At 63.5% G+C, this 26,195-nt stretch carries 24 protein-coding genes; 11 read left to right on the plus strand and 13 right to left on the minus strand.

All coding sequences use genetic code 11. The features are described 5' to 3' along the window. Positions 1-16 precede the first annotated feature (16 nt). Positions 17-952 carry a cyclase family protein gene (locus tag AC0L3H_RS03585; protein WP_473584524.1) on the plus strand — a complete coding sequence of 312 codons (936 nt, stop codon included), beginning with the start codon at positions 17-19 and terminating at the stop codon, positions 950-952. Positions 953-1,144: 192 nt separating this feature from the next. Beyond that, positions 1,145-1,972: an MBL fold metallo-hydrolase gene (locus AC0L3H_RS03590; RefSeq protein WP_473584525.1), complete on the plus strand. Its 828-nt coding sequence runs from the start codon at positions 1,145-1,147 to the stop codon at positions 1,970-1,972. A 40-nt stretch (positions 1,973-2,012) separates the two neighbouring features. On the opposite strand, the gene moaB is transcribed toward AC0L3H_RS03590, so the two are convergent. The 7 genes from moaB to AC0L3H_RS03625 form a co-directional block, all read right to left on the minus strand. Further along, complete coding sequence (moaB, locus tag AC0L3H_RS03595; RefSeq protein WP_473584526.1) at positions 2,013-2,570, minus strand: molybdenum cofactor biosynthesis protein B; 558 nt, start codon at positions 2,568-2,570, stop codon at positions 2,013-2,015. Continuing rightward, positions 2,557-3,480: a 4-(cytidine 5'-diphospho)-2-C-methyl-D-erythritol kinase gene (locus AC0L3H_RS03600; RefSeq protein WP_473584616.1), complete on the minus strand. Its 924-nt coding sequence runs from the start codon at positions 3,478-3,480 to the stop codon at positions 2,557-2,559. Before AC0L3H_RS03600 ends, moaB begins: the two co-directional genes overlap by 14 nt. Before the next feature lie 4 nt (positions 3,481-3,484). After that, positions 3,485-3,670, minus strand: a complete 186-nt coding sequence (locus AC0L3H_RS03605) for a membrane protein (RefSeq protein WP_027152312.1) — start codon at positions 3,668-3,670, stop codon at positions 3,485-3,487. 80 nt (positions 3,671-3,750) lie between these two features. Then, positions 3,751-4,617 (minus strand): S49 family peptidase, encoded by an 867-nt coding sequence (locus tag AC0L3H_RS03610; RefSeq protein ID WP_473584527.1) that lies wholly within the window; start codon positions 4,615-4,617, stop codon positions 3,751-3,753. An 85-nt stretch (positions 4,618-4,702) separates the two neighbouring features. Further along, positions 4,703-5,503: a tRNA1(Val) (adenine(37)-N6)-methyltransferase gene (locus AC0L3H_RS03615; RefSeq protein WP_473584528.1), complete on the minus strand. Its 801-nt coding sequence runs from the start codon at positions 5,501-5,503 to the stop codon at positions 4,703-4,705. After that, a complete protein-coding gene (locus AC0L3H_RS03620; protein WP_023799382.1) occupies positions 5,503-5,727 on the minus strand; it encodes a putative signal transducing protein in 225 nt (74 codons plus the stop codon). The genes AC0L3H_RS03615 and AC0L3H_RS03620 overlap by 1 nt, the downstream gene beginning before the upstream one ends. Positions 5,728-5,890: 163 nt before the next feature. Further along, positions 5,891-6,802 carry an AraC family transcriptional regulator gene (locus AC0L3H_RS03625; protein WP_473584529.1) on the minus strand — a complete coding sequence of 304 codons (912 nt, stop codon included), beginning with the start codon at positions 6,800-6,802 and terminating at the stop codon, positions 5,891-5,893. A gap of 185 nt (positions 6,803-6,987) precedes the next feature. Between AC0L3H_RS03625 and AC0L3H_RS03630 the strand changes: the two genes are divergently transcribed. Further along, positions 6,988-7,377: a nuclear transport factor 2 family protein gene (locus tag AC0L3H_RS03630; protein ID WP_473584530.1), complete on the plus strand. Its 390-nt coding sequence runs from the start codon at positions 6,988-6,990 to the stop codon at positions 7,375-7,377. 230 nt (positions 7,378-7,607) lie between these two features. Continuing rightward, positions 7,608-8,624, plus strand: coding sequence for a polyprenyl synthetase family protein (locus AC0L3H_RS03635; protein ID WP_077381375.1), 1,017 nt, complete (start codon positions 7,608-7,610; stop codon positions 8,622-8,624). A gap of 160 nt (positions 8,625-8,784) precedes the next feature. On the opposite strand, the gene AC0L3H_RS03640 is transcribed toward AC0L3H_RS03635, so the two are convergent. Further along, positions 8,785-9,885 (minus strand): helix-turn-helix transcriptional regulator, encoded by a 1,101-nt coding sequence (locus tag AC0L3H_RS03640; protein ID WP_473584531.1) that lies wholly within the window; start codon positions 9,883-9,885, stop codon positions 8,785-8,787. Between the two features lie 331 nt (positions 9,886-10,216). Between AC0L3H_RS03640 and AC0L3H_RS03645 the strand changes: the two genes are divergently transcribed. Next, positions 10,217-11,992, plus strand: a complete 1,776-nt coding sequence (locus AC0L3H_RS03645) for a tetratricopeptide repeat protein (RefSeq protein ID WP_473584617.1) — start codon at positions 10,217-10,219, stop codon at positions 11,990-11,992. Positions 11,993-12,059: 67 nt separating this feature from the next. Here AC0L3H_RS03645 and AC0L3H_RS03650 read toward each other — a convergent pair whose 3' ends face one another. Continuing rightward, the gene (locus AC0L3H_RS03650) at positions 12,060-13,886 is read right to left on the minus strand and encodes a patatin-like phospholipase family protein (protein WP_473584532.1); all 1,827 of its coding nucleotides are present in this window, start codon (positions 13,884-13,886) and stop codon (positions 12,060-12,062) included. A gap of 292 nt (positions 13,887-14,178) precedes the next feature. Between AC0L3H_RS03650 and AC0L3H_RS03655 the strand changes: the two genes are divergently transcribed. Both AC0L3H_RS03655 and glyS read left to right on the plus strand, forming a co-directional pair. After that, positions 14,179-15,222, plus strand: a complete 1,044-nt coding sequence (locus AC0L3H_RS03655; RefSeq protein ID WP_473584533.1) for a glycine--tRNA ligase subunit alpha — start codon at positions 14,179-14,181, stop codon at positions 15,220-15,222. Positions 15,223-15,653: 431 nt separating this feature from the next. Continuing rightward, the gene (gene glyS, locus AC0L3H_RS03660; protein WP_473584534.1) at positions 15,654-18,023 is read left to right on the plus strand and encodes a glycine--tRNA ligase subunit beta; all 2,370 of its coding nucleotides are present in this window, start codon (positions 15,654-15,656) and stop codon (positions 18,021-18,023) included. A gap of 41 nt (positions 18,024-18,064) precedes the next feature. Here glyS and AC0L3H_RS03665 read toward each other — a convergent pair whose 3' ends face one another. Then, positions 18,065-18,523 (minus strand): hypothetical protein, encoded by a 459-nt coding sequence (locus AC0L3H_RS03665; protein ID WP_473584535.1) that lies wholly within the window; start codon positions 18,521-18,523, stop codon positions 18,065-18,067. 175 nt (positions 18,524-18,698) lie between these two features. On the opposite strand from AC0L3H_RS03665, the gene AC0L3H_RS03670 reads away from it, so the two are divergent. The 3 genes from AC0L3H_RS03670 (at position 18,699) to AC0L3H_RS03680 (ending at position 21,865) form a co-directional block, all read left to right on the plus strand. Next, complete coding sequence (locus AC0L3H_RS03670) at positions 18,699-19,670, plus strand: L-threonylcarbamoyladenylate synthase (RefSeq protein WP_473584536.1); 972 nt, start codon at positions 18,699-18,701, stop codon at positions 19,668-19,670. Between the two features lie 10 nt (positions 19,671-19,680). Next, positions 19,681-21,111 (plus strand): FAD-binding oxidoreductase, encoded by a 1,431-nt coding sequence (locus AC0L3H_RS03675; RefSeq protein ID WP_473584537.1) that lies wholly within the window; start codon positions 19,681-19,683, stop codon positions 21,109-21,111. 184 nt (positions 21,112-21,295) lie between these two features. After that, positions 21,296-21,865, plus strand: coding sequence for a DUF6101 family protein (locus AC0L3H_RS03680; RefSeq protein ID WP_023799370.1), 570 nt, complete (start codon positions 21,296-21,298; stop codon positions 21,863-21,865). 238 nt (positions 21,866-22,103) lie between these two features. Here AC0L3H_RS03680 and ubiA read toward each other — a convergent pair whose 3' ends face one another. Next, a complete protein-coding gene (gene ubiA, locus AC0L3H_RS03685) occupies positions 22,104-23,087 on the minus strand; it encodes a 4-hydroxybenzoate octaprenyltransferase (protein ID WP_473584538.1) in 984 nt (327 codons plus the stop codon). A 162-nt stretch (positions 23,088-23,249) separates the two neighbouring features. Here ubiA and purD point away from each other — a divergent pair, with 162 nt between their 5' ends. Then, complete coding sequence (gene purD / locus AC0L3H_RS03690; protein ID WP_473584539.1) at positions 23,250-24,527, plus strand: phosphoribosylamine--glycine ligase; 1,278 nt, start codon at positions 23,250-23,252, stop codon at positions 24,525-24,527. A gap of 54 nt (positions 24,528-24,581) precedes the next feature. Here the strand turns inward: purD and AC0L3H_RS03695 are convergent, their stop codons facing one another. Both AC0L3H_RS03695 and AC0L3H_RS03700 read right to left on the minus strand, forming a co-directional pair. Next, positions 24,582-25,685, minus strand: coding sequence for a glycoside hydrolase family 25 protein (locus AC0L3H_RS03695; RefSeq protein ID WP_473584540.1), 1,104 nt, complete (start codon positions 25,683-25,685; stop codon positions 24,582-24,584). Between the two features lie 169 nt (positions 25,686-25,854). After that, positions 25,855-26,085, minus strand: coding sequence for a hypothetical protein (locus AC0L3H_RS03700; protein WP_128179850.1), 231 nt, complete (start codon positions 26,083-26,085; stop codon positions 25,855-25,857). Positions 26,086-26,195: the final 110 nt, after the last annotated feature.

Here is a 26,195-nt window from a genome sequence, read left to right on the forward strand (position 1 = left end):
TTCGGGGAGATCGCAGATGAATATATCCAAATTCGTTCGTATCGCCTTGCTGGCAGCCGCTTGCTCAGTGCCTGCGATCGCGGTGGCGCAGGAGTTGTCGCTTTGGTCGGTTTATGAGAACACGCTCAAATCGGCCAAGTACATCGATCTGACCCATGCCTTCGAGCCGGTGCAGCCGGTATGGCCGGGCTTCGCCAATGCCAGGTTCAAGCCGGCTGTCGCCGGGAAGGACATCGAGGGCTACGTCAAGGCCGGCGAAGAGTTCACTTACGACAAGCATGGCTTTGTCGCGAGCGCCTACGAGTTGACGACGGACCAATATGGCACGCAGCTCGATCCGCCCTCCCACTGGAATCCGCTCGGCGCAACGATCAGCGACCTGCCGGCCACCTATGCCGTGCGGCCGCTCGTCGTCATCGACATCAGCGGCAAGGTGCAGGCTGACGAAGGCTATCACCTCCAGGTCGCCGACATCGAAGAGTGGGAAAAGCGGCACGGCCGCATACCGGAAGGTTCAGTCGTCTTCGTGCGTTCGGATTGGTACAAGAAATGGTCCGATGCCGCGCGCTTCAACCAAAAACCTTTTCCAGGCGTCAGTTTGGACGCACTGAAATTCCTGCATCTGGAGCGGAAGATCCTGTTTCATGGTCATGAACCGCTCGACACCGACACCACGCCCAATCTCGAAGGCGAACACTGGCTGCTTCACAACGATTTCACGCAGGCAGAAGGCGTCGCAAATCTCGACAAGGTGCCAGAGGCCGGTGCGTTGGTCACAATCGGCTTCGCCAAGCCGCTCGGCGGGTCAGGCGGGTACGCGCGTTACATCGCGATTGCACCCGCCGACTGGACCGAGGGCGTCTCGGTCACCGAAGCGCCTGGTGCGCCGCTTTCCCGGCAAACCGCGCCGCTCAAGCGCGACGAGAACGGCGTCTTCCGTCCGACGCCCTGATAGTAGACGATATCATCGGGGCGGCAGGGCCGTGGCACGCCCCATCCCACGCGATTTGTGGCGCAAGTCGGGACAAAAGGTTCAGACGACCCGCCCTCCGGCGCTCGCGAAAACGTGACTGTCCCGATGATAGCCATCACAATTGCTGGCGCTATCGTGGCATGAGCGCCAATCCTGCCACGGGAGACAGCCTTGCTCCGCCTGTCCGCCGCCGTTCTACTGACTGTGGCTTTCTGGCCGTTCGCCGCTTCGGCCCAGGAAGAGCCGCCGCCGTCGAGATGCGTTGCGATCGCTGAAGCGCTGCCGTCGGCCACCTTTGCCAGCTTCACAGCGCCAAACGCGCAGACGTCTCGGCTGGCCGAGGCTTTCGTCGACGGCGACGTTACGATCACCTATGCCGGCCATTCGACCTATGTCATCGAGACACCCGCCGGCGTCAGGATCGCCACTGACTTTTCTGGCGTCTATGGCGCTGACCCGCTGCCGCGCGTCGTGACTATGAACAAGGCCCACCGCACCCACTATTCGGACCATGTCGATCCCGGCATCGAATATGTGCTGCGCGGCTGGAATCCGGACGGCGGTCCGGCGCGCCACGCGCTTGTCGTCGACGATGTCTATATCCGCAACGTGCCGACGGATATCCGCAATGGCGGCGATCTCGGCAAGGACGGCAATTCCATCTTCATTTTCGAAGTGGCTGGCCTCTGCATCGGCCATCTCGGCCATCTGCATCACCGGCTGGAGGACGCGCATTACGGCGCCATCGGCAGGCTCGATATCCTTATGGTGCCGATCGACGGCGGCATGACGCTGTCGCTCGACCGGATGACCGAAATCACCGCGCGGCTCTATTCCTCGATGATCCTGCCGATGCATCGCCATTCGACCCCGATCAGCGAGTTCACAGGCAGGATGGGCGACGATTTCGCAGTGGAATTCCTCTCCGGCCGATCGCTGACGGTCTCACTGAAGACGCTGCCCGACCGGCCCACGATCATCATTCTCGAAGGTGTATGATCGCTTCGGCTCGATCCAATCCGCCATGCGTGGCCTCTTGCTAACTTGTTTTGGTGCCGCCGCGCCGCAGATGCTCGTCCAGGCGCGGCATGATCTCGACGAAGTTGCAGGGCATGTGCCGGTAGTCGAGCTGCGGCTTCAAGATGCCGTCCCAGGCGTCCTTGCAGGCGCCGGGCGAACCCGGCAGCACGAAGACGAAGGTCGCGTTGACGACGCCGCCAGTCGCCCGGCTCTGGATCGTCGACGTGCCGATCTTGTCGTAGGAAATGCGGTGGAACACTTCGGAAAAGCCGTCCATGCGCTTTTCGAAGATCGGCTCCAGCGCCTCCGGCGTTACGTCGCGGCCGGTAAAGCCGGTGCCGCCGGTGGTGATGACGACATCGATCGCTTCGTCTTTCGACCAGGCCAGAACCTTGTCGCGGATTTTCTCGCGATCGTCGGTGACGATGTCGCGGCCGGCGAGAATATGGCCGGCCTCGACGATGCGGTCGGCCAGCACCTGGCCGGATTTGTCGTCGGCAGGGCTGCGCGTATCGGAAACGGTCAGCACCGCGATGCGCACGGGAATGAAGGAGCGGCCCTCGTCAATCCTGGCCATATGCGTCAGGCTCCGATGTCATGCTTCGCGTCGCGGCGACGAACCAGTCGGGATGGCGGCTGCGGATATCGACGGCGGCCCGCTTGGCGACATTGCCGGTCTCGAACAGCCCAAAACAGGTCGCACCGGAACCGGACATTCGCGCGAACCCCGCTCCGGCCTTGTTGAGCCCCGAAAGCGCCTTGCCGATGATCGGTTGGATCGCCCGTGCCGCAGGCTCGAGATCGTTGCGCGTGATCTCCAGCCAATTACGGATGCTGTGGAAGTCGAGGTCGCGCGGCAGCGGCGGCAGTCCCTCATTGTCGCGATCAGAAAGCGCATTGAACACCTCGGCCGTGGCGATGGCAGTGCCGGGATTGACGAGAACCAGCCCGAGCGCGGGAAAGCCCGGCACGGCCGACAATTCGTCACCGACGCCGCGCGCGATCAGCGGCCTTGCCATAAGGCACATGGGAACGTCGGCGCCCAGCGAGAGGCCGACCCGCGCCAGGTCGGCATCGTCGAGGTCCAGCCGCCATGTCTCAGCCAGCCCGCGCAGCACCGTTGCGGCGTCGCTCGAGCCGCCGCCGACGCCGGATGCGACCGGCAGGTTCTTTTCGAGCCTGATTGCGACCGGCGGCGTATGCCGCGCACCAGCCTGTTTTCGCAGCGCATCGCGCGCTTTCACGACCAGATTGCTGTCGTCGAGCGGGACTGCGGAGGCATATCGGCCCGACACGAAAAACCCGTCGCTGTCGGCGAGTTCGATGTCAACACGGTCGCCGAAGCGCGTGAACACCGCCAGGCTCTCGATCGTGTGATAGCCGTCGGCGCGCCTGCCGGTGACGTGCAGCGCGAGATTTATCTTGGCATGCGCATGCAATGCCCGGACCCTATTGCCGGAAGCTACTGTCTCAGCCACGAGGGGGATGATGTCAGTCCTTGGCCAGGCGGTATTCGCCGGTCTTCGGGTCCCTGACCAGCGTGCCCATTGTGCCGTTGCTAGCCTGCTTTTCGGTGCGCCGTATCTTGGCCGTCACGCGCTCGGCTTCCCTGACGAAGGAGCGATAGCCGAAATAGGCGAGCAGGCCGACTGCGATAAAGAAAATGATCTGTGGCATGTCAAACTCCTCCCTCGCAAGGCCGACTGCGGCGCCCGTCGGGCCGATCAAGCTTTAAGTTAAACGCTTTCGCCGGTTTTTCAAAGCCCGAAGCGCGCCCACAGCGCGCGCTCTTCCGCCGCATCGATCACGCCGCTTGCGGCAGCAGCGGCGATCTCGGGCGCCGAAAAGCCGCCTCTGTTTGAGCCGAACCAGCCGAAGCGGCCGAACAGGCCGCGCGGCGCCGTGATCAGCTTGAGCTGGGTTTTCGGCCCGAAGCGAGCCCTCAGCACGCTGCGCATATCGCCGAGCGCATCGACAAGGCCGAGCTCCAGTCCCTTCTTGCCGGTCCAGAACAGGCCGGTGAACAGGTCCGGGTCGTCCTTGAGCTTGGCCCCGCGCCGGTCCTTGACGAGGTCGATGAAGGTCTCGTGGACCTCGAGTTGCAGCGCCTTCAGCCGCTCGATGTCTTCCTTCTTCTCTGGCTTGAACGGATCGAGCACCGCCTTGTTCTGGCCGGCCGTATGGACGCGGCGCTCGACGCCGATCTTCTTCAACAGCTCGGGAAAGCCGAACGAGGCCGACACCACGCCGATCGAGCCGACGATGGACGACGGATCGGCAAAGATCTCGTCGCCGGCGACCGCGATCATGTAGCCGCCCGACGCCGCCACGTCCTCGACGAAGACCAAAACCTTTTTGTTCTTCTCGGTCGCCAGGTCGCGGATGCGTCTGAAGATCAGCCGCGACTGCACCGGCGAGCCGCCCGGCGAATTGATCGAAATGGCGACCGCGGGCGCGTCGAAGGAAAACGCCTTCTCGATGGGGCCGGCGGTGGATGCCAGCGACAGGCTCGGCCGGAACGCGCCGCCGCCGGGCATGATGGTGCCGTGCAGCCGGATGACGGGAATGGTGACGATGTCGGAGCGCCAGGATTTAGGCAGCAGGCGGTTCAGGAAGCGTTTCACGGGGTCTCCGGTCAAATTGGCTTGAAGGCATGTAGGGATTCGCCGGCCAACGGCAATGCCGCGACGCCGGGCCGGCCAAAAAGGCTCAGTCGCCGAAAAGCGAAGCCATCCCGTTGTTGATCATCTCGGTCCGCTCCGTGGGGCCGTCACCGGATTGCGCGTGCAGCATCAGCGGCGGGCGAATCGACAGTTTTCCGCGTGCGCCGAGGATTGCCCTGACGACGATGCGGATCGCCGCCGCCTCGGGGCGGGGGTGGACGGCCAGCATCTCGGCGTCGCCGAAGCGACCTGATATCGCATCGAGGATGGCGCCGAGCTGATCGGGCCTGGCAATCACGGCAAGACCGCCGCGCGGCCTGACCACAGCAGCCGCGCTTCGGATCCAGCTGTCGAACAGCCCGTCCTCCATCACATGCGCCGCCTTCCTGAGCGGGTCGGGCGTGGCGCGATCCTCGGCGGCGTTGAAGGGCGGGTTCATGATGACGAAATCGAAGGAATTGTCGGCAAGCCCGGTGGCGGTTCGCGCCTGGCCCGACAGCGCGACGTCGGCGGCGAGCACCGAGGCGCGGTCGTTGAGGTGCGCATTACCGGGGTGGGCAAGCGTCGTTGCGGCGAATGCCGCCATTTCCGGAGACCGTTCGATGAGCACGGCCTCGGCATCAGGACAGCGCGACAGCACGGCCAGGCCCGCGGCGCCAGCACCCGCGCCGAAATCGGCAATGCGCCCGGCGAAGGAGGACGGCACGGCAGCCGCCAGCATCATGGCGTCCATGCCGGCGCGATGGCCTGCCTGTTTCGGCTGCACCAGCCAGAACCGCCCGCGATGAAAAGCATCGACCGTATGGGCCGGCGTGTCCTGGACAAGGGTGGCGCGCGCCGCGGACATTACTTCTGGCGCATCTCGTTGGCGATGCCGGCATCCGTCAGGATGCGCCGCGCCGCATCGGCCTGGTCGGCTTCGACCATGATGCGCCTGGGCAGGATGCCGATCGAACCGTCGAGCACGCTCATGTTCTGGTCGGCGACGAAACAGCCGATGCCGGCATCGCGCATCAGCGATTCGACAAAGGAGATGATCACGGCGTCGTTGGTGCGGATAAGCTCTATCATAGGACGAAACTCGCAGGTTGCAGCGTCTATGTAAACGTGGCTGGCTTCCGTCGCCACCTCGACCGCGTCAAGACGGCGAGCCTGCCGTGGGGATCTCCTAAGAAGCGCCGGGTCAATTCGTTGGCAAAACTGATGTGGAGAGTTGAGCCGGCAAGTGGCTCGATCAGCGGAAAGCTGCCCGAAATTCAGCCGGAGCCTGTCCAACGATCGCTCGGAAGAATTTGGAAAAGTTGGTAGCCTCGTCATAGCCGAGGCCCTCAGCGATCAGGTAGACCGGCCGATCCGTATGCGCGAGAAGCCGCTTGGCCTCCAGTGCAATGCGCCGTGCAATGCAGTTTTTGGCGCTGAGCCCCGCCGCCTCTCTCGTCGCCCGATTGAGACTCTTTTGCGTGCAGCCGAGCGCGTCGGTATAAGGGCCGACCTGGTGCCAACCGGCAAAGTTCGCTTCCAGCAATTCCTGAAACCTCGCAAACCGCTTCAAGGCGGGTTTGTGGCGGGTGGCAGCGGCGCGCTGCCTGCCGCTGAGCAGGTCAAGTCGCAAGATAAGCATACATAGCTGGTGTCTGAGGAGTGTGTGAACGACCTCGACCGGCGTCGCATCGGCCCGAGCGTCGGCTGCCATGGTGACGATCGCCTCGGAAGTCGTCCGAAAATCCTGCTCGTCCAGCACAAGATGGTCCGGCATGCGGTCGAGCATGCGTCCAGGCAGGAGGTTCGCGGGGACGTCGGAGGCGGTCGGCGGGAAGTCCGAACGGAAGAGGATCAGCCAGCCTTCCCACTGTATTTCGTGGCCAAAACTGTGCACCTGGCCCGGGCGCAATACCAGGATCGACCCGGGCGAACAGCTCACCGGTTCGAAGTCAAAGATTTGCCTGGGCGCCCCCTCGGTCACCAGAAGGAGCATGTGGAAGTCGTAGCGATGCGTCGCCCGCACCTTTGCCGGGGGTGATCGGCGACGAATGTCGGAGAATGGGAAGATTTCTACGTCGAGCATGCGGCCGGAGGGTGTGTAGCCCATCCAGGTGAGATTCGCGGAAGACTTCCGCATGGCGAACTCCGGCGCGCGCAACTCCAAGAATGTCCAATATGTATCCGAAATGCGCCAGTTTTAACCGAGAGTCAGGCGTATTGTTCGCATAATTATCCGGCATCGGGTTTTCAGGAACGTGGAGACCGATCCCGAAACCGGAAAGTATCGGTTCGGTGGGCGCGGTTGGAGATGCCTGTCGCGTCAACGTCAAAGCAGCAGAGGTAAAAAAGATGAACAATATCGATATCGCGAAGGCGTATTTCAAAGCTGTCCAATCGGGCGATCAGGCCGCCCTCGGCGGGATTCTTGCGCCCGAAATCGTCTGGCATCAGCCTGGAACCAACCGATTTTCCGGTGCCAAGAACGGCATGGCCGAGCTTGGGGCGATGCTGGGGGGCATGATGGAGGCTTCGGGCGGCAGTTTCGCCATCACCAAGGTCAATCGGTACCTTACCAACGGCGATCTGGTGGCGGTTGAACTCGAGTTCGCCGGCGAGCATGGCGGCCTGAAACTGTCGCAGTCCGGCATCGACGTCCTGCGCATCAAGGACGGCAAGATCGTTGAAGTGTGGCTGTTCTCGTCCGACCCCGAGCAGGAAGACGCCTTCTGGGGGCGTTGATCCAGGGAACTTGGGCGGCAAGGGGCGCCTGGCAACGGCTGCATCAGGCGCTCCTGTAGCCAGGCTGCCCGTCTCATCCCCAGCCTCCGTTCGCTGCAGATCAAACCGGACAACTCGTCTGCTTAGGACACCGCGCCAAATCGCCTCTTGCCGTGCCTGTGGGTAGCGCCCTAGAGTCTGCGGCGGTATCGGGGTGCCGTCGTGCGCGTGACATAAGACGGGAGTTTGTCGTGGGTGTCGTTCTCAACATCGAAAACGGGAAGCGGGAAGCCGCCTCCATTAAGGATCTCATCGACCTGACTTCGGCCGATATGGGGCGCGTCAACAAATTGATCCTGTCGAAGGCCGGTTCCGACGTCGAGATGATCCCGGAGATTGCCAACCACCTGATCTCCTCAGGTGGCAAGCGGCTGAGGCCGATGCTGACGCTCGCCTCAGCGCAGATGTTCGGCTATTCCGGCGAGGGCCATGTCAAGCTCGCCACATCAGTCGAGTTCATGCACACCGCCACGCTCCTCCACGACGATGTCGTCGACGAGAGCGGCATGCGGCGCGGCAAAAAGACCGCCCGCATGATCTGGGGCAACCAGGCGAGTGTGCTGGTCGGCGATTTCCTGCTCGGCCAGGCTTTCCGCATGATGGTCGATGTCGGTTCGCTGGAAGCGCTCGACATCCTGTCCAGCGCCGCCTCGATCATTGCCGAGGGCGAGGTGATGCAGCTCGCCGCCGCCAAGAACCTCGAAACCACGGAGGATGAGCATTTCGCGGTGATCAAGGCCAAGACCGCTGCCCTGTTCTCGGCCGCCGCCGAGGTCGGTCCGGTCATCGCCCAGGCGACGCGAAACGATCGCGCGGCGCTGCGCTCCTATGGCATGAATCTCGGCCTTGCCTTCCAGCTGATCGACGATGCGCTGGATTATGGCGGCACCAGCAAGGATCTGGGCAAGAATGTCGGCGACGACTTTCGCGAAGGCAAGGTGACGCTGCCGGTGATCCTCGCCTACCGGCGCGGCACCAAGGCCGAACGCAGCTTCTGGAAGCGCGCCATCGAGGACAATGTCACCGATGACGCCGGGCTGGAAAAGGCGATCGGATTGATGACCCGCCACGGCGCGATCGCCGACACCATCGGGCGCGCCGGCCATTTCGGCGAGATCGCCCGCGACGCGCTGGCGCCGCTTGAAGCGACGCCGCAGAAATCGGCGCTGCTCGACGTCATCGATTTCTGCATCAGCCGGGTGAACTGAGAGACATCGCCGCCATTTGGCCGGCACGGCGCCGGCCCGTGATTTTGGTCTTCCCCGATGAACCATTGCGGCGGTGAAATCATGCACGTTCCGCAGCAGCATGGTTCTAGCAGCAGGGCAGGGCTCCGTGACGGTCAGCGCGCCCGGCAAACTGTCGGGGTCATGAAAATGACCACGCGCTCTTCAGCAGCGCCACGAGCTCGCTCTGACGGCTGCTTTCGGTTTTCCGGAAAATTCGCTCGAGATAGGTGCGGGCCGATTTGACGGCCATGCCGATTTCCATGGCCGCCTCCTGCACCGAATGGCCGGAGGCCAGCTCGACGGCGAGCCGGGCTTCCGCCGGCGTCAGGTCGAACAGGCCTGAAAGCACATTGGGCGACGGAACAGTGGCGCCGGTACCGACCGTGGTTGCGACAACCAATACATCTGCACCCGAAAAAATATCGTTTGCGGCGCGGCGCAGCGACAACAGCTGAATGACCAGCGCGGGCCGCCCTTTGATGGCCGCAACCGGGATGGACCGCACGACGCGGTTATCCCGGTTCTGCGCGATGGCCTGCTGGAAAAGCGCGTTTGCAGTTTGATCGGCAATCGCCATACCACCATGGGCTGTGGGAAGGAAGACGTCCGCCATGCCTTCGAAAAGCGGATTGGCCGTCAGCACACGGCCCGATCCACTCATGATTGCGGCCGGCAGTCCGATTTCCCGGAGAATGGATACGGCGGTCCTGGCCCGTTCCAGACCCAGGCGCCCGGCGACGAGGCCGGCCCGTGCGACGTGCGGACGCAGTCCGTTCAACAGATCGATTGCGGCCTGGTCATAACTCCCGTCTTTCAGCCAGCGCTGGAAGACAAAAAGGACAAGCTCGCCGCCAGGCATGGGGATGGCTGTGCATAGATGCGGCCCGATGCCAAATGCGGTGGCACTTTTGCGAACGGGATCGCGCTCGATCTCCTCGCAGGTGATGAAATTATCGACCCGCACAAAGCTTGCTGGCTGCGCGGCGCACATGCGCTTCACGCTCTCGGAAAACCGCCAAGTATCCCGCTTCATGAATTCGTCGAGCAAGGGCTGGAGATGCGTTTCGGTGATGGCGCGGACCGGCGAATGATCGCTGACTACAAAGATCGCGCCGTTTGCCGAGCGGGAGATCGCGTCTGCCGCCGCCAATACCTCCGGCCACAGCTCGGTCGCGAACGCCGCTTCGTAGATTCGATCGACAATGGCGAAGGCCTGCTGGCCCTGCGGCATTTCCAGCATCGGCATCTTCCTGGGCGAAGCAACGGCATCCATCTGCACGGTTCCACGCATCATTCCGCTGCGGAAACTATCGACGCCCGCCGCTTACGGATCGCTTACGGCATCGCGGCGCCGATGCTGCAGCAGGACAGGCCGGCAGCGCGTCAGGCCGGCAAATCGCGGTCGACGGTCGCAATTTGGCGCCTTTCCGCGTTGTTTTTGATAGCATTACCCGATTGTGAATTCGGGCCGGGTTGAAGCCTCACCCCAAAAAGGCCATGCTTAACGTGGAAAAGATCGAGTCAACGGCGATCCCGCTGACGCGGGTATGGCTTCGACTGAAAGGGATATGATGCGGCAAGGATGTGCGCGCTGGCTGACAGGGCTGGCAATTGTGACGGGCATGGCGGTCTCCGGTCTGCCCGCCTATGCCAAAGAGACCACCGAGCCAGTCAATATCACGTCGTTCTCGGGGGCCTATCTTGCCGCGCGGGTCGCCGAAGGCGACAATGATCTCGACAGCGCCATCGCCTACTACAAGCAGGCGCTCGCCTTCGCTCCCGGTGACACCTCGTTGCAGCAAAGCCTGATGCTGTCGCTGATCGCGCAGGGGCGCTTCGAAGAATCCCTGGTCTATGCCGACAAGCTCAAGACGGTTCCCGACGTCGAGCGGTTCTCGCGCCTGGCGCTGGCCGTCGGCTCCTTTCACAAGAAGGACTTTTCCAAGGCCGAATACTGGCTCAAGCTTTCGCTCGAATCCGATCTCGACCGGCTGATCTCCGGCGTCATGACCGGCTGGGCCAAGCAGGGCGCCGGCGACCCCGGCGAGGCCATGGCCTCGATCGAAAAGCTGCAGGGCCCGGACTGGTTCGGCCTGTTCAAATCCTTCCATCGCGGGCTTATCGCCGATGCCTCGGGCCTGCCCGAAAAGGCGGATGCGATCTACGCCGCCACCTTGCAGGACACCGCGACCGGCGCCGCCGCGCCCGAAACCTGGATGCGCAACGCGCAGGCCTATGCCTCCTTCCTTGCCCGCAAGGGTGACAAGGACAAGGCGCTGTCCGTGCTCGATCAGGCCGAGGCATTTGCACCCGGCAAGGTCGAGATATCGGCGCTTCGCGACAGGATCACCAAGGGCGAGAAGATCGAACCCTTCGTTGCCGGCCCGTCCGACGGCGCCTCGGAAATTCTGCTCGATCTCGCCACCGCGCTCAATCGCGGCGGCGGTGAGCCGTTCGTCCGCCTCTATCTGCAATACGCCCTGGCACTGAGGCCCGACAGCGACGCGGCCCTCGTCCAACTCGCCGCCGTCTCCGAGCAGTTGAAGGACGGCGAGGGCGCCATCGCCTTCTATCGCCGCATCCCGGCCGGTTCGCCGCTGAAGACGCTGTCGGAGCTGCAGCTCGGCCTCAACCTTGCAGATCTCGACCGCTATGACGAGGCCATCGCCCATCTGAAGGCCCTCGTCGAAGCGCGTCCCGACGACATGCGCGCTTATCAGGCGCTCGGTGGCGTCTATGCCTCGAAGGAGGATTTCCGCTCCGCGGCCGGTCTCTACGACAAGGCGGTGGCGATGCTGAAGGCCCCGACCCGCGCCGATTGGAACATTTTCTACCAGCGCGGCATCGCCTATGAGCGACTGAAGGAGTGGCCGAAGGCCGAGCCGAATTTCCGCAAGGCGCTGGAATTGTTCCCCGACCAGCCGCAGGTTCTGAACTATCTTGGCTATTCCTGGGTGGACATGAACACCAACCTCGAGGAAGGCCTTCAGATGATCCAGAAGGCCGTCGAGCTCAGGCCGAGCGACGGCTACATCGTCGATTCGCTGGGCTGGGCCTATTTCCGCCTTGGCCGATTCGACGATGCCGTGCGCGAATTGGAACGTGCCGTTTCGTTGAAGCCGGAAGATCCGGTGCTCAACGATCACCTTGGCGATGCCTATTGGCGCGTCGGCCGCAAATTGGAAGCCACCTTCCAGTGGAACCAGGCTCGCGACCTCAAGCCGGATCCCGGCGTGCTCGCCGCCTTGCAGCAGAAACTGCTGAAGGGCCTGCCGCCGATCGAATCCAACACGGCGCAGGAAACCCCGAAGGTCAAACCCGAACCGACGACTGCGCCAAAGGGCTGAATACTTCTGAATTCGATTATGCGGGGCTCGTCGCCGCTGTCGCTAAGGGTCTGGACTATAAGCCATGCTAATCGTGCGCGGTGCCGAGCACCGCTCGGAGCCCTGAGTCGTTCTGTTCCTCGATCCATCGGGTCGTACGGTCGTAGGCATCCGAAAACAACTCGGAATGCCGACTCCAATCCATGAAGCTGATCGTGTTGGAAACCTCCGGACAGACCAGGATATCCTCTTCGCCGACGGCAATGTCCTGCGGCCGGTGTGCCAGCATGCTCGAGGCAATGACCTGAAGCATGCTGGGAACCCGAGGCAAGCGGGCACGACCGAAAGGGTTCAGCAAGGCGAATGCCAGTTCGGAAGCTCCGGGGATACGGTCATAGTCTATGTCGTATTTCTGGGGTGCACTCGACCCGAAGGTAACGATGACATTGGGTCCGGTCTTGAGCTGCTTCATCTGCTCCAGCGGCAAATTGTTCATGATAGCGCCGTCCACCAGCATATCGCCGTCATCCGTAAAGAACGGCGGCAGGACGCCCGGGATGGAGCCGGACGCCCGAACGGCGTGCCAGAGCTTTCCACGACGGTGGACATGGGGCTGACGGCTGCTCAGATTGGTCGAAAGCGCAAAGAACGGAAGCCAAAGATCCTCGATCAGAACGTCGCCGTATTCCAGCCGAAGGGCCCGATCAAACGCTTTGTGATCCAGAAGCGCGAAATGCGGCAAGGTGGGACGGCGAAACGCCCGGCTCTTGATAAATATGTTGTGGGTGCCTCGGTCGATCTGGTCGGCATCCAAGCCTCTTGCGAAGCCGGCCATCATCGCCGCGCCGGAACTTGTCCCGCCGAGATAGTCGAAGCAAGCGCCCGCCTCAACGAAAGCCTTGTAGACGCCTAAATGAGCGCTGCCGAGGGACCCACCCCCTGCCGCCACGAAGCCCAGTGCCTTGCCCGAAATAAATCGGACCAGGCGCTGGAAATCGGACCCGTCGCCCAGCGCAACATGATGATGCTGGTCAACATAGGGTCGCTCATCGAGCCATGCAGTGGTACCGGAGACCGCAGCCGAGCGAGTGTCGTGAATTAGGACAAGCCGACTGGTCGATGGCGGATGGACCGATAGCGTCAGTTCCTCAGACGGGTTCAGGCGAGGCGAGCAGGACGCGTTGGCCAGCAACAGGACGGTATCGGCCTGGCGAATGCAGACTTGGGTCCATTCATTAGGTTCCTCATCGGCAACATAGACGATGAATTGGGCTTCCGCCTCCAGTTCGTTCAACCAGTTAAGGATCGGCTGGTCGTCGATCGGAAGACTTGGGAACTTCGCTTGGATGTCAAGCCGGGAAACGAACCGAGCGCGCGTGGCCGCGCCGAACGCTTGCCGCAGGTGCTGGATGAACACTGGTGAGATGCGACTTCCGCCGGCTGCAATGATCGCAAGCGTTCGGATCTTGGCAGGTTCCTTGAGACGCGACGAACTCGGAGATTGGATGGCAAACCGGCGCGCCAGAAATACCGTGACCGCCTCCCTCAGGCTCGGCAATGTCTCGGCCGCCTTCTCGAAATGATTGCGACCGATTTCAAGGACGATCGAATCGCGCGCTGCAAGGACAGTGGCCATGCGGGGTAGTCCCGCGAAGAAACCGATTTCACCGATGAGTTCACCCTGCGCGATCTCGGCGACCGATCCAGTCGAATCTCCTTTGTGTACCGTAAAGCGTCCAGATAGCACGATGAAAAACCTGTCCGACGCATCGCCTTCGCGAACCAGAACCTCACCGCGTCTCAGGACCCGACGGTCGGATTCGGCAGCTAAAGCCTCGAGCGCCAGCAACGACGCCCGATCGAACATCAATGTTGCCGACAATAAACTCGCTGCAAGAGAATCGACGGAGGACATCTGAGCCATCCCTTGGGAATCCATGACTTTGTCTCCTCAGGGTGCTGGACGCCCCGCCGGATGATACCACACATGAGAGCCGCCGACGGCTGAGCGCGGGACTGATCGCTGGGCGCTCTCATCTCTGGCTCCCAGGAAGGGCCACGATCAGGCCGCCACGTCCCTGCCGTTTCGCTGTATGTCACGCGTTAACTCACCCGATTGCCCTGGCTGCGGCCGGCCCCTTGCCTTGACGCTTGCCGGTGGGCCCTCTAGGGAGGGCCGCATCCCCGTCTTTCCCGTCGAGGCCGCCGTGACAGTTGATATCCCAGCCCATATGCATCCCAGCCGCTCGTTCCAGGGGCTGATCCTGACTTTGCATAACTACTGGGCGGACTATGGCTGCGTCGTTCTCCAGCCCTATGACATGGAAGTCGGTGCCGGCACGTTCCACCCGGCGACGACCTTGCGCGCGCTCGGGCCAAAGCGCTGGAACGCGGCCTATGTGCAGCCTTCGCGCCGGCCCAAGGACGGGCGCTACGGCGAGAACCCGAACCGGCTGCAGCACTATTACCAGTACCAGGTGATCCTGAAGCCGAACCCGCCCAACCTGCAGGAACTGTATCTCGGCTCGCTGGCGGCCATCGGTGTCGATCCGCTTCTGCATGACATCCGCTTCGTCGAGGACGACTGGGAAAGCCCGACGCTCGGCGCCTGGGGGCTGGGCTGGGAGTGCTGGTGCGACGGCATGGAAGTGTCGCAGTTCACCTATTTCCAGCAGGTCTGCGGCATCGAATGCGCGCCGGTGGCGGGCGAGCTCACCTACGGGCTGGAGCGGCTGGCCATGTATGTGCAGGGCGTCGACAATGTCTACGACCTCAACTTCAACGGCCGCGACGGCGCCGACAAGGTGACCTATGGCGAGGTCTTCCTGCAGGCCGAGCAGGAATATTCGCGGCACAATTTCGAATTCGCCAACACCGCGATGCTGCTTCGGCATTTCGAAGACGCCGAAGCCGAGTGCAAGGCGCTGCTCGATGCCGGCGCGCCCCTCTCTCCCCTCGAGGGGGAGATGCCCGCGGAGCGGGCAGAGGGGGTCGCCTCAGAAGGCACCGCAAGCAAGGTCCCAGCGACTCCTCCCGCGTCTGGCCACCCCCTCAAGGGGGAGGGGAACCACCGTCTGGTATTTCCCGCCTACGACCAGTGCATCAAGGCCAGCCACGTCTTCAACCTGCTCGACGCGCGCGGCGTGATTTCCGTCACCGAGCGGCAGAGCTACATCTTGCGGGTGCGCAATCTGGCGAAAGCCTGCGGCGAGGCGTTTTTGCTGACGCAGGCAGGTGGACTGGCGGCTTAGCGGCGACTTACAAGTCGAACGTGCCGCCGGGTCCGATGCTCTAGCTCCAGAGGCTGTTTGCGATTTCGACTGAAGCGCTGATTGGCAATACGCCTTGACCGCTGGAACCAGCCATTGTCCGCAGCGCTTGTCTAACGCCAGGCATCGTGAACGTGCCATGAGCCTGCGCCGCAAAACAGGCACTGAGCGCGAGGATCTGCAGGAATGTCGATGCCGTCTTCATAGTCGTTCAGCCAATAGTTCTCTGCCTGAGCGTTGGTCGCTTCAGCGCTGCGTTCGGTTCATGGAGATCTTTGACCCAAGGACGGACGACCCCGCTTCGACCCGACAGACAGCGGAACATTTTGGCAAACGGCCGTGGATGCGCCGATTGCATGGGGCCAGCCGAGTTGCTATGCCGCCTGGACCATTTCGCCGCGTGAGCACAATTTATGCCCGACCTGCTTTTAGAACTCCGTTCGGAAGAGATCCCCGCGCGCATGCAGCGCAAGGCGGCGGGCGACCTGAAGAAGATGATGACGGACGGTTTGGTCGAGGCCGGGCTGACCTATGAGGCGGCGCGCGAATATTGGACGCCGCGCCGGCTGGCGCTCGACATTCGCGGCGTGACCGCGCGCTCGAAGGACATAAGCGAGGAGATCAAGGGACCCTCGACCAAGGCGCCCGAACAGGCGGTCCAGGGTTTTCTGCGCAAGGCCGGTCTTTCCTCGATCGCCGAGGCGCATGTCCACGACGATCCGAAGAAGGGCGACTTCTATGTCGCCCATATCTCGAAGCCGGGCCGGGCGGCCGAGACGATAATCGGCGAACTGGTGCCGGGCATCATCCGCGACTTTCCATGGCCGAAATCCATGCGCTGGGGGCCGACCTCGGCGAAACCGGGATCGTTGCGCTGGGTGCGGCCGCTGCAGTCCATCCTCTGCACCTTCGGCCCGGAGACCGAGGAGCCGGTGGTCGTCGAGTTCGAGATCGACGGCATCCGCTCGGGCAACATCACCTACGGCCATCGTTTTCATGCGCCGGGCGCCATCGGCGTGCGCCGTTTTGACGACTATGCCGCCAAGCTGGAGGCGGCGAAGGTTGTGCTCGACGCCGACCGGCGCAAGCAGATCATCCTTGCCGACGCCAGGAATCTCGCTTTCGCCAACGGGCTCAACCTTGTCGAGGACGAGGGGCTGCTTGAGGAAGTGTCAGGCCTGGTCGAATGGCCGGTCGTGCTGATGGGCGAATTCGAGCAGGACTTTCTCGCCATTCCGGCCGAGGTGATCCGGCTGACGATCCGCGCCAACCAGAAGTGTTTTGTGACGCGGCCGCAGGGCGCCGGCGAGGAGCTTTCCAACCGCTTCATCCTGACCGCCAACATCGAGGCCAGCGACGGCGGCAAGGAGATCGCCCACGGCAACGGCAAGGTGGTGCGCGCCCGCCTTTCCGACGCGCTCTATTTCTGGAAGACCGACCAGGGCGATTTGCCCGACCTCGACCAGTTGCAGGCATCGGCGGAAAAGTTCGGGCTCGATCTCAAGAAGCCGCTCGACCAGCGCATGGCCCGCCTCGACCATCTCGGCGTCACCTTCCACGCCAAGCTCGGCACGCAGGGTGAGCGGGTGGAGCGGATCAAGAGGCTGGCTGGCGAGATCGCTGACACGTTGTCGAAGCAGCCGAATTTCTTCGATGGCAAGCTTCTGTCCGCCGACGATCTGGACGTCGAGCAGAAATATCTCCGCGAGCGCGCCGAGCGTGCTGCCGTCCTGGCCAAGGCCGACCTCACCACCGAGGTAGTCGGCGAGTTCCCGGAATTGCAGGGCGCCATGGGCAGCAAATATGCGCTGCTGCAGGGAGAGCATCCCTCGGTCGCCGCCGCCGTCGAGGAGCACTATAAGCCGCAGGGCCCGTCCGACCGCGTGCCGACCGATCCCGTATCGGTGGCCGTAGCGCTCGCCGACAAGCTCGACATGCTGGTCGGGTTCTGGGCGATTGACGAAAAACCGACCGGGTCAAAAGACCCCTATGCGCTTAGGAGGGCGGCGCTGGGAGTAATCAGGATTTTGGTCGAGAATCGTGTCCGGCTTGCGCTGACATCTCTCTTCGACCGCGCTTACCAGATGGCGAACTATCTTGCGTCCGGACGGCCCTTTAGCGCCGACCTCCTGTTCTTCTTCCACGACCGCCTAAAGGTCTATCTCCGCGACCAGGGCGCGCGGCATGATCTGATCGATGCGGTGTTGGCAGCGGGCTCGCGCCCGATCTCCCCCCTTGAGGGGGAGATGTCGCCGAAGGCGACAGAGGGGGGCGCTGTCCCGCCGACATCTCAGCGCGAGGCACCCCCCTCTGCCCTGCCGGGCATCTCCCCCTCAAGGGGGGAGATCGGCCAATCGTCCAACGACGATCTCCTGCAAATCGTCCGCCGTGTCAAAGCCCTTGGCACCTTCCTCGACACCGAGGACGGCAAGAACCTGCTTGCCGGCACCAAGCGCGCGGCCAACATTCTGGCCGCCGAAGAGAAGAAGAAAACGACGATCGCCGAACATGTTGAGCCGGCTCTATTCCGGGAAGATGCCGAGAAATCGCTGTTTGCCGCGGTGAACCAGGCCGAGAAGGAAGCCGGCCAAGCGATTCACAACGAAGACTTTTCCGCCGCCATGCTGGCGCTTAGCGCGTTGCGTGAACCGGTTGATTCATTCTTCGAACGTGTTCTTGTGAATGATGAGGACCAGGCCGTGCGCGCCAACCGCCTGGCGTTGCTGGCGCGCATCCGGGCAGCGACCGACCAGGTCGCGGATTTCTCGAAAATCGCCGGCTGAGGCTTGGCAATTTAGGCGAGCGTCGTCCTGGCTGCGAACTTCTATCTGGCCTGGTCGATCTCGGGGATGGGCGTTGGTTGCGGTGTTGCGGGCTCGGGCGGGCTGTTCGTTGCGGTAATTTTTTTGTCGGATTTCGTGGCCGCCGCAGGCGCTGCGGCAGCAGTTGCCGCAGCAGGTGCGGGGCTGGGCGCCGGCTTTGTGAAGGCGTCACCGACGATGCCGCCGCGAATGATCATCGGGCTTTGCGTGAAATCATGCTTGGGCTCGGGCTGGCTCGGGATCGCAGAAACTTTTTCATAGGTGACATCGGGCACTGGTTCGCCGAGCGCCACGATCGATGGCGTCGAGGAGTTGCCAGCCACCTTCGCCGGCTCAGGCGCGCCGAGCCTGATGACGGACGGGGTCGAGGATGGTGCACCGGGAACAACGAAGGACGAAGCCTGTGCTGTGCCCGCCGCCAGAGTGAGGCCAAGCGCCCCCAAAATACGCACCCAGACCATGATAGTTCCCCTTGCCCAACAGGCCGGCACCATAGCGTCCGGGAATTGATGCGGGCTTGCCAGGAAAGCTGGCATTTTAGCGATTGGCAATTCGCTTCCGCCCGGACTTGCCCCGTGAACGTCACCGTATTACGCACCGACATCCGTAAGGTCCCGCTTCTGTAAGGTGATGAGAGTGGCTGAGATACTTGCCGCCGGCGAGGCGATGGAGCGGGCGCTGGCGCTGCTCGAAGGCGGCGATGTCGTCGCCATTCCGACCGAAACCGTCTACGGGCTGGCCGCCGATGCCACCAATGGCGTTGGCGTGGCGCGCATCTTCGAGATCAAGGGCCGGCCGCGCTTCAATCCGCTGATCGCCCATGTCGCCGATCTGGCGATGGCTGAGCGCATCGCGCTGTTCGATCCCGTGTCGAAAAGCCTGGCGCAGACATTCTGGCCGGGACCGCTGACGCTGGTGCTGCCGCAGCGGCCCGGCAACGGCATTCATCCGCTGGTCACCGCCGGGCTCGATACGGTCGCGCTGCGCATGCCGAAAGGCTTTGGTGGCCAACTGATCGCCAGGCTCGGACGCCCGCTTGCAGCGCCCAGCGCCAATTCCTCAGGCAGGATCAGCGCAACAACGGCCGAGGCCGTGGCCGCCGATCTCGGTCCAAAAATCAAGCTGGTGGTCGATGGCGGCGCGACGTCGGTCGGGGTCGAATCGACAATCGTGAAGATAGAGGGCGGAAAGCTGCGGCTGCTGCGGCCGGGCGGCATTGCCGCCGAAGAGATCGAAGCGGCCGCTGGCATGAAGCTGCGGCGCGGCGCGGCGGGCATCGAGGCGCCGGGCATGCTCGCCTCGCATTACGCGCCGGGTGCTGCGGTGCGGGTCAACGCCGCAAAAGTCGCAAAGGGCGAAGCCTTGCTGGCGTTCGGCCCCCGCCGTGCCGAAGGCTGGCAAGGCGCCGCCGCCTTGCGCAACCTGTCCGCAACCGGCGACCTGCGCGAGGCCGCGGCCAACCTCTTTGCCCATATGCAGGATCTCGATCGCAGCGGCGCCAAGACAATCGCCGTCGAGCCGATCCCCTCCGACGGGCTGGGCGAGGCGATCAACGACCGGCTTTCGCGCGCCGCCGCCCCTCGTGACAAGATCGATGGAGCACCATAGTTTCCCATCCATGAACGACATCTCAAGGGATATCGACCCCGCCATCATCGACCGCTTTGCGGCAATCGTCGGCGACACATATGCGCTTCGCGACCAGCAGGATATCGCGCCTTACCTCACGGAGAGGCGCGGCCTGTGGCATGGCCGGACGGCGCTGGTGCTGAGGCCCGGCAGCGTCGACGAGGTCAGCCGCATCATGCAGCTGGCAACCGAGACGGGAACGCCGGTCGTGCCGCAAAGCGGCAACACCGGGCTGGTCGGCGCGCAGGTGCCGGACACGTCCGGCCGCCAGATCGTGCTGTCGCTGTCGCGGCTGAACCGCATCCGCGAGATCGACGTCCTGTCCAACACGGTCACCGTCGAGGCCGGAGTCATCCTGCAGACGCTGCAGGAAGCGGCCGATGCCGCCGACCGGCTGTTTCCGCTGTCGCTTGCCGCGCAAGGCTCCTGCCAGATCGGCGGCAATCTCTCTTCCAATGCCGGCGGCACCGGCGTTCTCGCCTATGGCAATGCGCGCGAGCTGTGCCTCGGCGTCGAGGTGGTGCTGCCGACCGGCGAGGTGTTCGACGATCTGCGCAAGCTGAAGAAGGACAACACCGGTTACGATCTAAAAAACCTGTTCATCGGTGCGGAAGGCACGCTCGGCGTCATCACCGCCGCCGTGCTCAAGCTTTTCCCAAAGCCCAAGGGGCGCGAGGTGGCTTTTGCCGGCCTGTCGTCACCTGAGGCGGCACTGTCCCTGTTCAGCCTGGCGATGGATCGCGCCGGTGCCGCACTCACTGCTTTCGAGCTGATCGGCCAGAGGCCCTACGATTTTACGCTGCTGCACGCGCCAGGCGTCGTGCGGCCGCTGTCCGGGGATTGGCCGTGGTATGTGCTGATGCAGATCTCTTCGGGCCGCTCGGCTGAGGATGCGAGGGCCCTGATCGAGGAGGTGCTCTCAGCCGGCCTCGAGCAGGAGATCGTCGGCGATGCCGTGATTGCGGCGAGCATCGCGCAGGGCGATGCCTTCTGGAATTTCCGCGAGCTGCTGCCCGAGGCGCAGAAGCCCGAAGGGGCCTCGATCAAGCACGACATCTCCGTGCCGGTGGCGGCCATCCCGCAATTCATAAAAAAGGCAGCCGGCGCCGTTCAATCGGTCAGCCCCGGTGCGCGCGAGGTGTGTTTCGGCCACATGGGCGACGGCAATCTCCACTACAACATCTCCCGGCCGATCGGCGGCGATGACGAAGCGTTTCTCCGGCTCTATCATGCCATGAACAAGGCCGTGCACGCTGTCGTGCGCAGCCTTCACGGCTCGATCTCGGCCGAGCACGGCATCGGCCAGCTGAAGCGGGATGAATTGATCGCGACGGCGCCGCCGATGGCGATCGAACTGATGCGCAGGGTGAAGACGGCCTTCGACCCGGCCGGCATCATGAATCCCGGTAAGGTTATCTGATCCTTTCGCCGTCTTGTGAATGGTTGCATTCCGATAACCATCGCCTCGAGATCAGCAAAATTTAACCGACTTTCTTAAGCGCTGCGATAAGAAGCCCGCGCTAATGTTTCCCCACAACGAGGCTGGAAAAACCGGCCCGGAGAACCGGAAGACCGGCTCTCAGGAGAGACAGGAAAGGCACGATATGAACACTGGACTGAAGCCAGTCTGGGCTGGGCGCAATATGCGCCTCGACCCACTCCGCCTGCCGCAGGTGGTGAGCTACGCGACGCGCGACGACTATGGCGACGTTACCTTCACCATCGACCATCGTGGCGCCGTCATTCGCCGCGTGCTGGAGATGAGCGGCCTGCCGGCGTTCATCGCTCTGCCCGCCAATGCGTTTCGTGGCGTGGCAGCCCGCGCAATGGAGGACCCGGACGGCAATGTCACGGTGACGCTGGAGCTTCTGCACAATGATCCGATGCTTTCGGTGCCGCTGCTGGTGGCCGACGATCTCGAGGATGTCGCCGCCGACTGGCGCGCCTGGGCCGATGCCTACCGTCTGCCGATGCTTCTGATCGAATCCGACGGCATCGCCCGCACCCTGGAGGAATCGCTTGGCGTCGCCATCAAGACATTACCCGCGCAGGACCGTCGCAGGGGTCGGCTTTCGACCATGCGTCGTCCGCGCTTCCTCGCCCGCCGCAGGGCCGGCGCCCTCGGCCTCAGGCTGGTGATCGGCGGCCAGGAAATTATTTCGCGCGACGAATAGAGCGAGCGCTTTCCCTTCTCCCACAAGGGGGCCACAGGGGAGAAGGTGGCCGCCCACGGGTCTTGCCTCCGGCAAGCCCGAGGACAGGCTCCGCGGCCGGATGAGGGGTGTTCCAGGAAACGCGAACGACTCATTTGTTCCAACAACCGTCTCGGCGCTACGCGCCGATCCACCGCCCGGGGCGAGTCACGGGCCTCGCCCGCCCTTCGGCCCCACAAGGGGAGAAGGAAAAAAGCCGCTACACCAGCGGCTTCAGCGCCACCCACAACGCACCGCCGATCAGGCCGAGGAAGACCAGCCAGCCGACCTGGTTGTTCGACCTGAACAGAAGCATGCACTGGTCGGGATCGTCGATGTCGAGCACGGTGATCTGCCGCGCCATATGGGCGCCGGCCGCGACCAGCCCGGCCAGCGCCGGCACCGGCGCCTGCGCCGCCGCAAAGGCGACGGCGAAGCAGACCAGCGCTCCGCCATAAAACCCGACGAGCCAGGTCTTGGTGTTGTCGCCGAACAGGCGTGCGGTCGAGCGCACGCCGACGATGGCGTCGTCTTCCTTGTCCTGATGCGCATAGATCGTGTCGTAGCCGATCACCCACAGGATCGAGCCGATATAGAGCATGACGGCCGGGCCATCGAGATCGCCGAACTCGACCGCCCATCCCATCAGAGCACCCCAGGAAAAGGCAAGGCCGAGAACCAGTTGCGGCCAATTGGTAAATCGCTTCATGAACGGGTAGATGGCGACGACGGCGAGCGAGCAGATGCCGAGCAGGACGGCAAAGCTGTTGAACTGCAGAAGCACGGCGAGTCCAATCAGTGCCTGGATCAAGAGAAACGCCCAGGCCTGCCGGCGCGTGACCTTTCCCGCCGGCAGCGGCCGCGAGCGCGTGCGTTCCACCTGGTTGTCGATGTCCTGGTCGACCAGGTCGTTGTAGGTGCAGCCGGCGCCGCGCATGGCGACGGCCCCGATCAGGAACAGCACGAGATACCATGGCGCCGGCAGCAGCGAGAGCAGGGGATCAGTAGGGCGTGGATAGGCACTCGCGGCAAGGGCTGCCGACCACCAGCATGGCCACAGCAGCAACTGCCAGCCGATCGGCCGGTCCCACCGGGCAAGCTGCGCATAGGGCCATGTCAGGCGTGGCAGGATGCGGTAGACCCAGTGGCCGCTCGGCGCATCGGCGACGCGGCCCTGGGCTGCTTTCGACTGGATGGGTTCCATTGTGCTGAAGTGGCAGCAGCGGCGAACGCCGTCAAGCGTCAAGCGGGCCGAACCATTCCACGTTCCCGTGTGGAATTGCGCTCAAAGTCTTCCAAATGTCTTGACCCATCGTACGGGGCGCAATAGCGCAGTTCTGATCGTGGAATGGCAAGGGACCTGGGCATGCGCGTATTGTTGATCGGCTCCGGCGGCCGCGAACATGCTTTGGCCTGGAAGATCGCGGCCTCGCCGCTGCTGACCAAGCTCTACGCGGCGCCCGGCAACCCCGGCATCGGCCGCGAAGCCGAACTGGTGACGCTCGACATTGCCGATCATGCGGCGGTGGCCCGGTTCTGCACGGAGAAAAAGATCGACCTCGTCGTGGTCGGGCCGGAAGGGCCGCTGGTCGCCGGCATTGCCGACGACCTCCGCGCTGAAAACATTCGCGTCTTCGGCCCGTCCAGGGCGGCGGCGCGGCTGGAAGGTTCTAAGGGTTTCACCAAGGATCTCTGTGCGAAATACGACATCCCGACCGCCGCATATGGCCGCTTCGGCGATCTGGCGTCGGCCAGGGCCCATGTCGAAAAGACGGGCGCGCCGATCGTCATCAAGGCCGACGGCCTCGCCGCCGGCAAGGGCGTTACCGTCGCCATGAATTTGGCCGAGGCGCTGGCAGCGCTCGATGCCTGTTTCGACGGGTCCTTCGGACAGGCCGGCGCGGAGGTGGTCGTCGAGGAGTTTCTCACCGGCGAGGAGGCGAGCTTCTTTTGCCTGTGCGACGGCGTCACCGCGCTGCCATTCGGCACCGCGCAGGACCACAAGCGCCTCGGTGACGGCGACGTCGGTCCGAACACCGGCGGCATGGGGGCCTATTCGCCGGCCCCGGTGATGACCCCGGAGATGATCGACCGCACCATGCGCGAGATCATCGAGCCGACCATGCGCGGCATGGCCGAGCTTGGCGCGCCGTTTTCCGGCGTGCTGTTTGCCGGGCTGATGATATCAGGCGATGGGCCGAAGCTGATCGAATACAACACCCGTTTCGGCGATCCGGAATGCCAGGTGCTGATGATGCGGCTGAAGGACGATCTCCTGGTCCTGCTCAACGCTGCCGCCGACGGCCAGCTTGCACATACCTCAGTGCGCTGGCGCAACGAGGCGGCGCTCACCGTGGTGATGGCGGCAAGGGGTTACCCCGGCACGCCGGAAAAGGGCTCGGTCATCCGCGGCGTCGAACAGGCCGCAGGCGAAGGCGTCGAGATCTTTCATGCCGGCACCGCCATCGACAGCGGCGCGCTGGTCGCCAATGGCGGCCGTGTGCTCGGTGTCACGGCGACCGGCGGCACGGTCGGCGAGGCGCAGCGACGAGTCTACGCGGCGCTCGATCGGATCGATTGGCCGCAAGGTTTTTGCCGCCGCGACATCGGCTGGCAGGCCGTGGCCCGCGAGCAGGCGCGCTGACGTACAAGATTTAGCGGGGGCAAGATTAGCGGGGGCAAGATCAGCGGGGCAAGATTAACGGGGGCGACGATCCAACTCGGTCGACGCAGTGCTGACCGGATCGGTGGGCGCGGCTTCAACGGCCGATGCGGAGGGCTTTTCCTTTCGCAGCCACCCCAGATAGTCGGCGATCCGGCGCGGAAGACGCAGCGCTGTCCCTACGGCAGGCATTTGCAAGCTGCCGCGGAACTTGGCCCAGCCCGCGCTGAACATGGCGACCATTTCGGTGAAGCTCGGCGGCGGCGCCACGGTCGCATAGGTAAGGGTGACATTGCCGGCAAGGCCGGCCGCCCGCGAGAGAGGCAGCGGTATCGAGGCGAGGTAATCCGGCTGCGCGTCGATCAGGCCGCCGAACGGCCATTGCGCGCGCAGGGCGGCGGCATCCATCGGTGCGACATTGACATCGATGTCGTTCGGCGTGCCAGCCACCCGATAGGGGCAGCGGAACCGGCCGCAATTGGCTTTTGCCGAAAACTGCCAGAGTGCGTAGCCTTGCCAGTTGCCCATCGGAAAATGCACGCCGATGTCGGGCTTGTAGCGCGCATACCAGAGCGGCAGCCGCGACAGCAGCCGGTATTTGTACCTGTTGTCGGCGATGTGCTTGGCGGTCTTGCCGTTGGTGTAGAGCACCGGAAAACGGCCAATCCGCCGATGCACATGTCGCACGAACTCCTCTGCATCCTCGAGCGACATCCATTTCGTCGGGTCGTCATCCTCGATGTCGAGGGCGAGCAGGTCGTCCGGACCAGGTCTCGCGAAATTGATGAAATTGTTGGCCTGTCCAACGGGGTTGCCCGGGCGGGCGAGATGGTAAGCACCCCATTTCAGGCCGAGCGCCTTGGCCACCACCTTGCGCGTCTGGAACAGTTCCTGTGCCACCGCATGGCGCTTCCACAGCGCCTTGCAGAGCCGCGTCGCGGTCTCGTCGCCGAAACAGAAATACGCTGGTGGCATCCCGTCGGAGGCCTTGTTGATGAAGCCGACGATGCGCTTGTCGGTGGCAAGCTCGGCCCAATCGATGGGATTGTATTCGTAGGCGTCGATCACCAGCGCCCGGTTGGTCTTCTTCCAGGGCGCGGAGAAGTCCGAGGCTTGTGCCGGCGCCAACGCCATTGCCATCACGGTCGCGACGGCGAGGAGTCCTGGGCGGCGAAGAGGGTGCGCCGGCGGCTTCAAACAGCAGATCCTTGGTGGCCAAAGCCTGATCCTGAACCGCCATGGTTAAGGAAATACTTTCGGCGGCCCGCGGCGACCGCCGCAATCGTGCCGGGGATGGCTTTGCTGGTCATCAACGGAGGGCGAGCGGGTGGAACGGGTCCGGCGCCGGCGCTTGCGGCAGCGTCCCCTCAGCCTGGCGCTTGCGGTGATGGGCCAGCGAGCATTGCGGCGAACACAGGATGCCGCGATCCGACCAATAGGCGGCGCCGTCCTCGATCTTGCCCCGATGGTGCCAAAAACCTGCCGCTCGATAGGGCAGGCCGCACTCGATGCAGCGATAAGCGTCAGGTCTGGCGAGCACGGGCGGTCCGATCCGGTATTCTTGAGCTGTCGCCGGTCGAGTTGTCCGGCTTTTTGCCGATTTTAGCGTGAACAGCTCCAATTGCAAAATCTGCGTGACAAAAATTGACG

The organism is Mesorhizobium sp. WSM4816 (genome assembly GCF_055811535.1).

Bases quoted from the DNA above. Each gene is read 5' to 3' on its own strand.
- AC0L3H_RS03585 (WP_473584524.1), top strand. From the start codon at position 17: ATGAATATATCCAAATTCGTTCGTATCGCCTTGCTGGCAGCCGCTTGC.
- AC0L3H_RS03645 (WP_473584617.1), top strand. From the start codon at position 10,217: ATGCGGCAAGGATGTGCGCGCTGGCTGACAGGGCTGGCAATTGTGACG.
- AC0L3H_RS03620 (WP_023799382.1), bottom strand. From the start codon at position 5,727: ATGATAGAGCTTATCCGCACCAACGACGCCGTGATCATCTCCTTTGTC.
- AC0L3H_RS03680 (WP_023799370.1), top strand. From the start codon at position 21,296: ATGAACACTGGACTGAAGCCAGTCTGGGCTGGGCGCAATATGCGCCTC.
- AC0L3H_RS03695 (WP_473584540.1), bottom strand. From the start codon at position 25,685: ATGGCAATGGCGTTGGCGCCGGCACAAGCCTCGGACTTCTCCGCGCCC.
- moaB (WP_473584526.1), bottom strand. From the start codon at position 2,570: ATGGCCAGGATTGACGAGGGCCGCTCCTTCATTCCCGTGCGCATCGCG.
- purD (WP_473584539.1), top strand. From the start codon at position 23,250: ATGCGCGTATTGTTGATCGGCTCCGGCGGCCGCGAACATGCTTTGGCC.
- AC0L3H_RS03650 (WP_473584532.1), bottom strand. From the start codon at position 13,886: ATGTCCTCCGTCGATTCTCTTGCAGCGAGTTTATTGTCGGCAACATTG.
- AC0L3H_RS03605 (WP_027152312.1), bottom strand. From the start codon at position 3,670: ATGCCACAGATCATTTTCTTTATCGCAGTCGGCCTGCTCGCCTATTTC.
- glyS (WP_473584534.1), top strand. From the start codon at position 15,654: ATGCCCGACCTGCTTTTAGAACTCCGTTCGGAAGAGATCCCCGCGCGC.
- AC0L3H_RS03615 (WP_473584528.1), bottom strand. From the start codon at position 5,503: ATGTCCGCGGCGCGCGCCACCCTTGTCCAGGACACGCCGGCCCATACG.
- ubiA (WP_473584538.1), bottom strand. From the start codon at position 23,087: ATGGAACCCATCCAGTCGAAAGCAGCCCAGGGCCGCGTCGCCGATGCG.
- AC0L3H_RS03665 (WP_473584535.1), bottom strand. From the start codon at position 18,523: ATGGTCTGGGTGCGTATTTTGGGGGCGCTTGGCCTCACTCTGGCGGCG.
- AC0L3H_RS03675 (WP_473584537.1), top strand. From the start codon at position 19,681: ATGAACGACATCTCAAGGGATATCGACCCCGCCATCATCGACCGCTTT.
- AC0L3H_RS03640 (WP_473584531.1), bottom strand. From the start codon at position 9,885: ATGCTGGAAATGCCGCAGGGCCAGCAGGCCTTCGCCATTGTCGATCGA.
- AC0L3H_RS03630 (WP_473584530.1), top strand. From the start codon at position 6,988: ATGAACAATATCGATATCGCGAAGGCGTATTTCAAAGCTGTCCAATCG.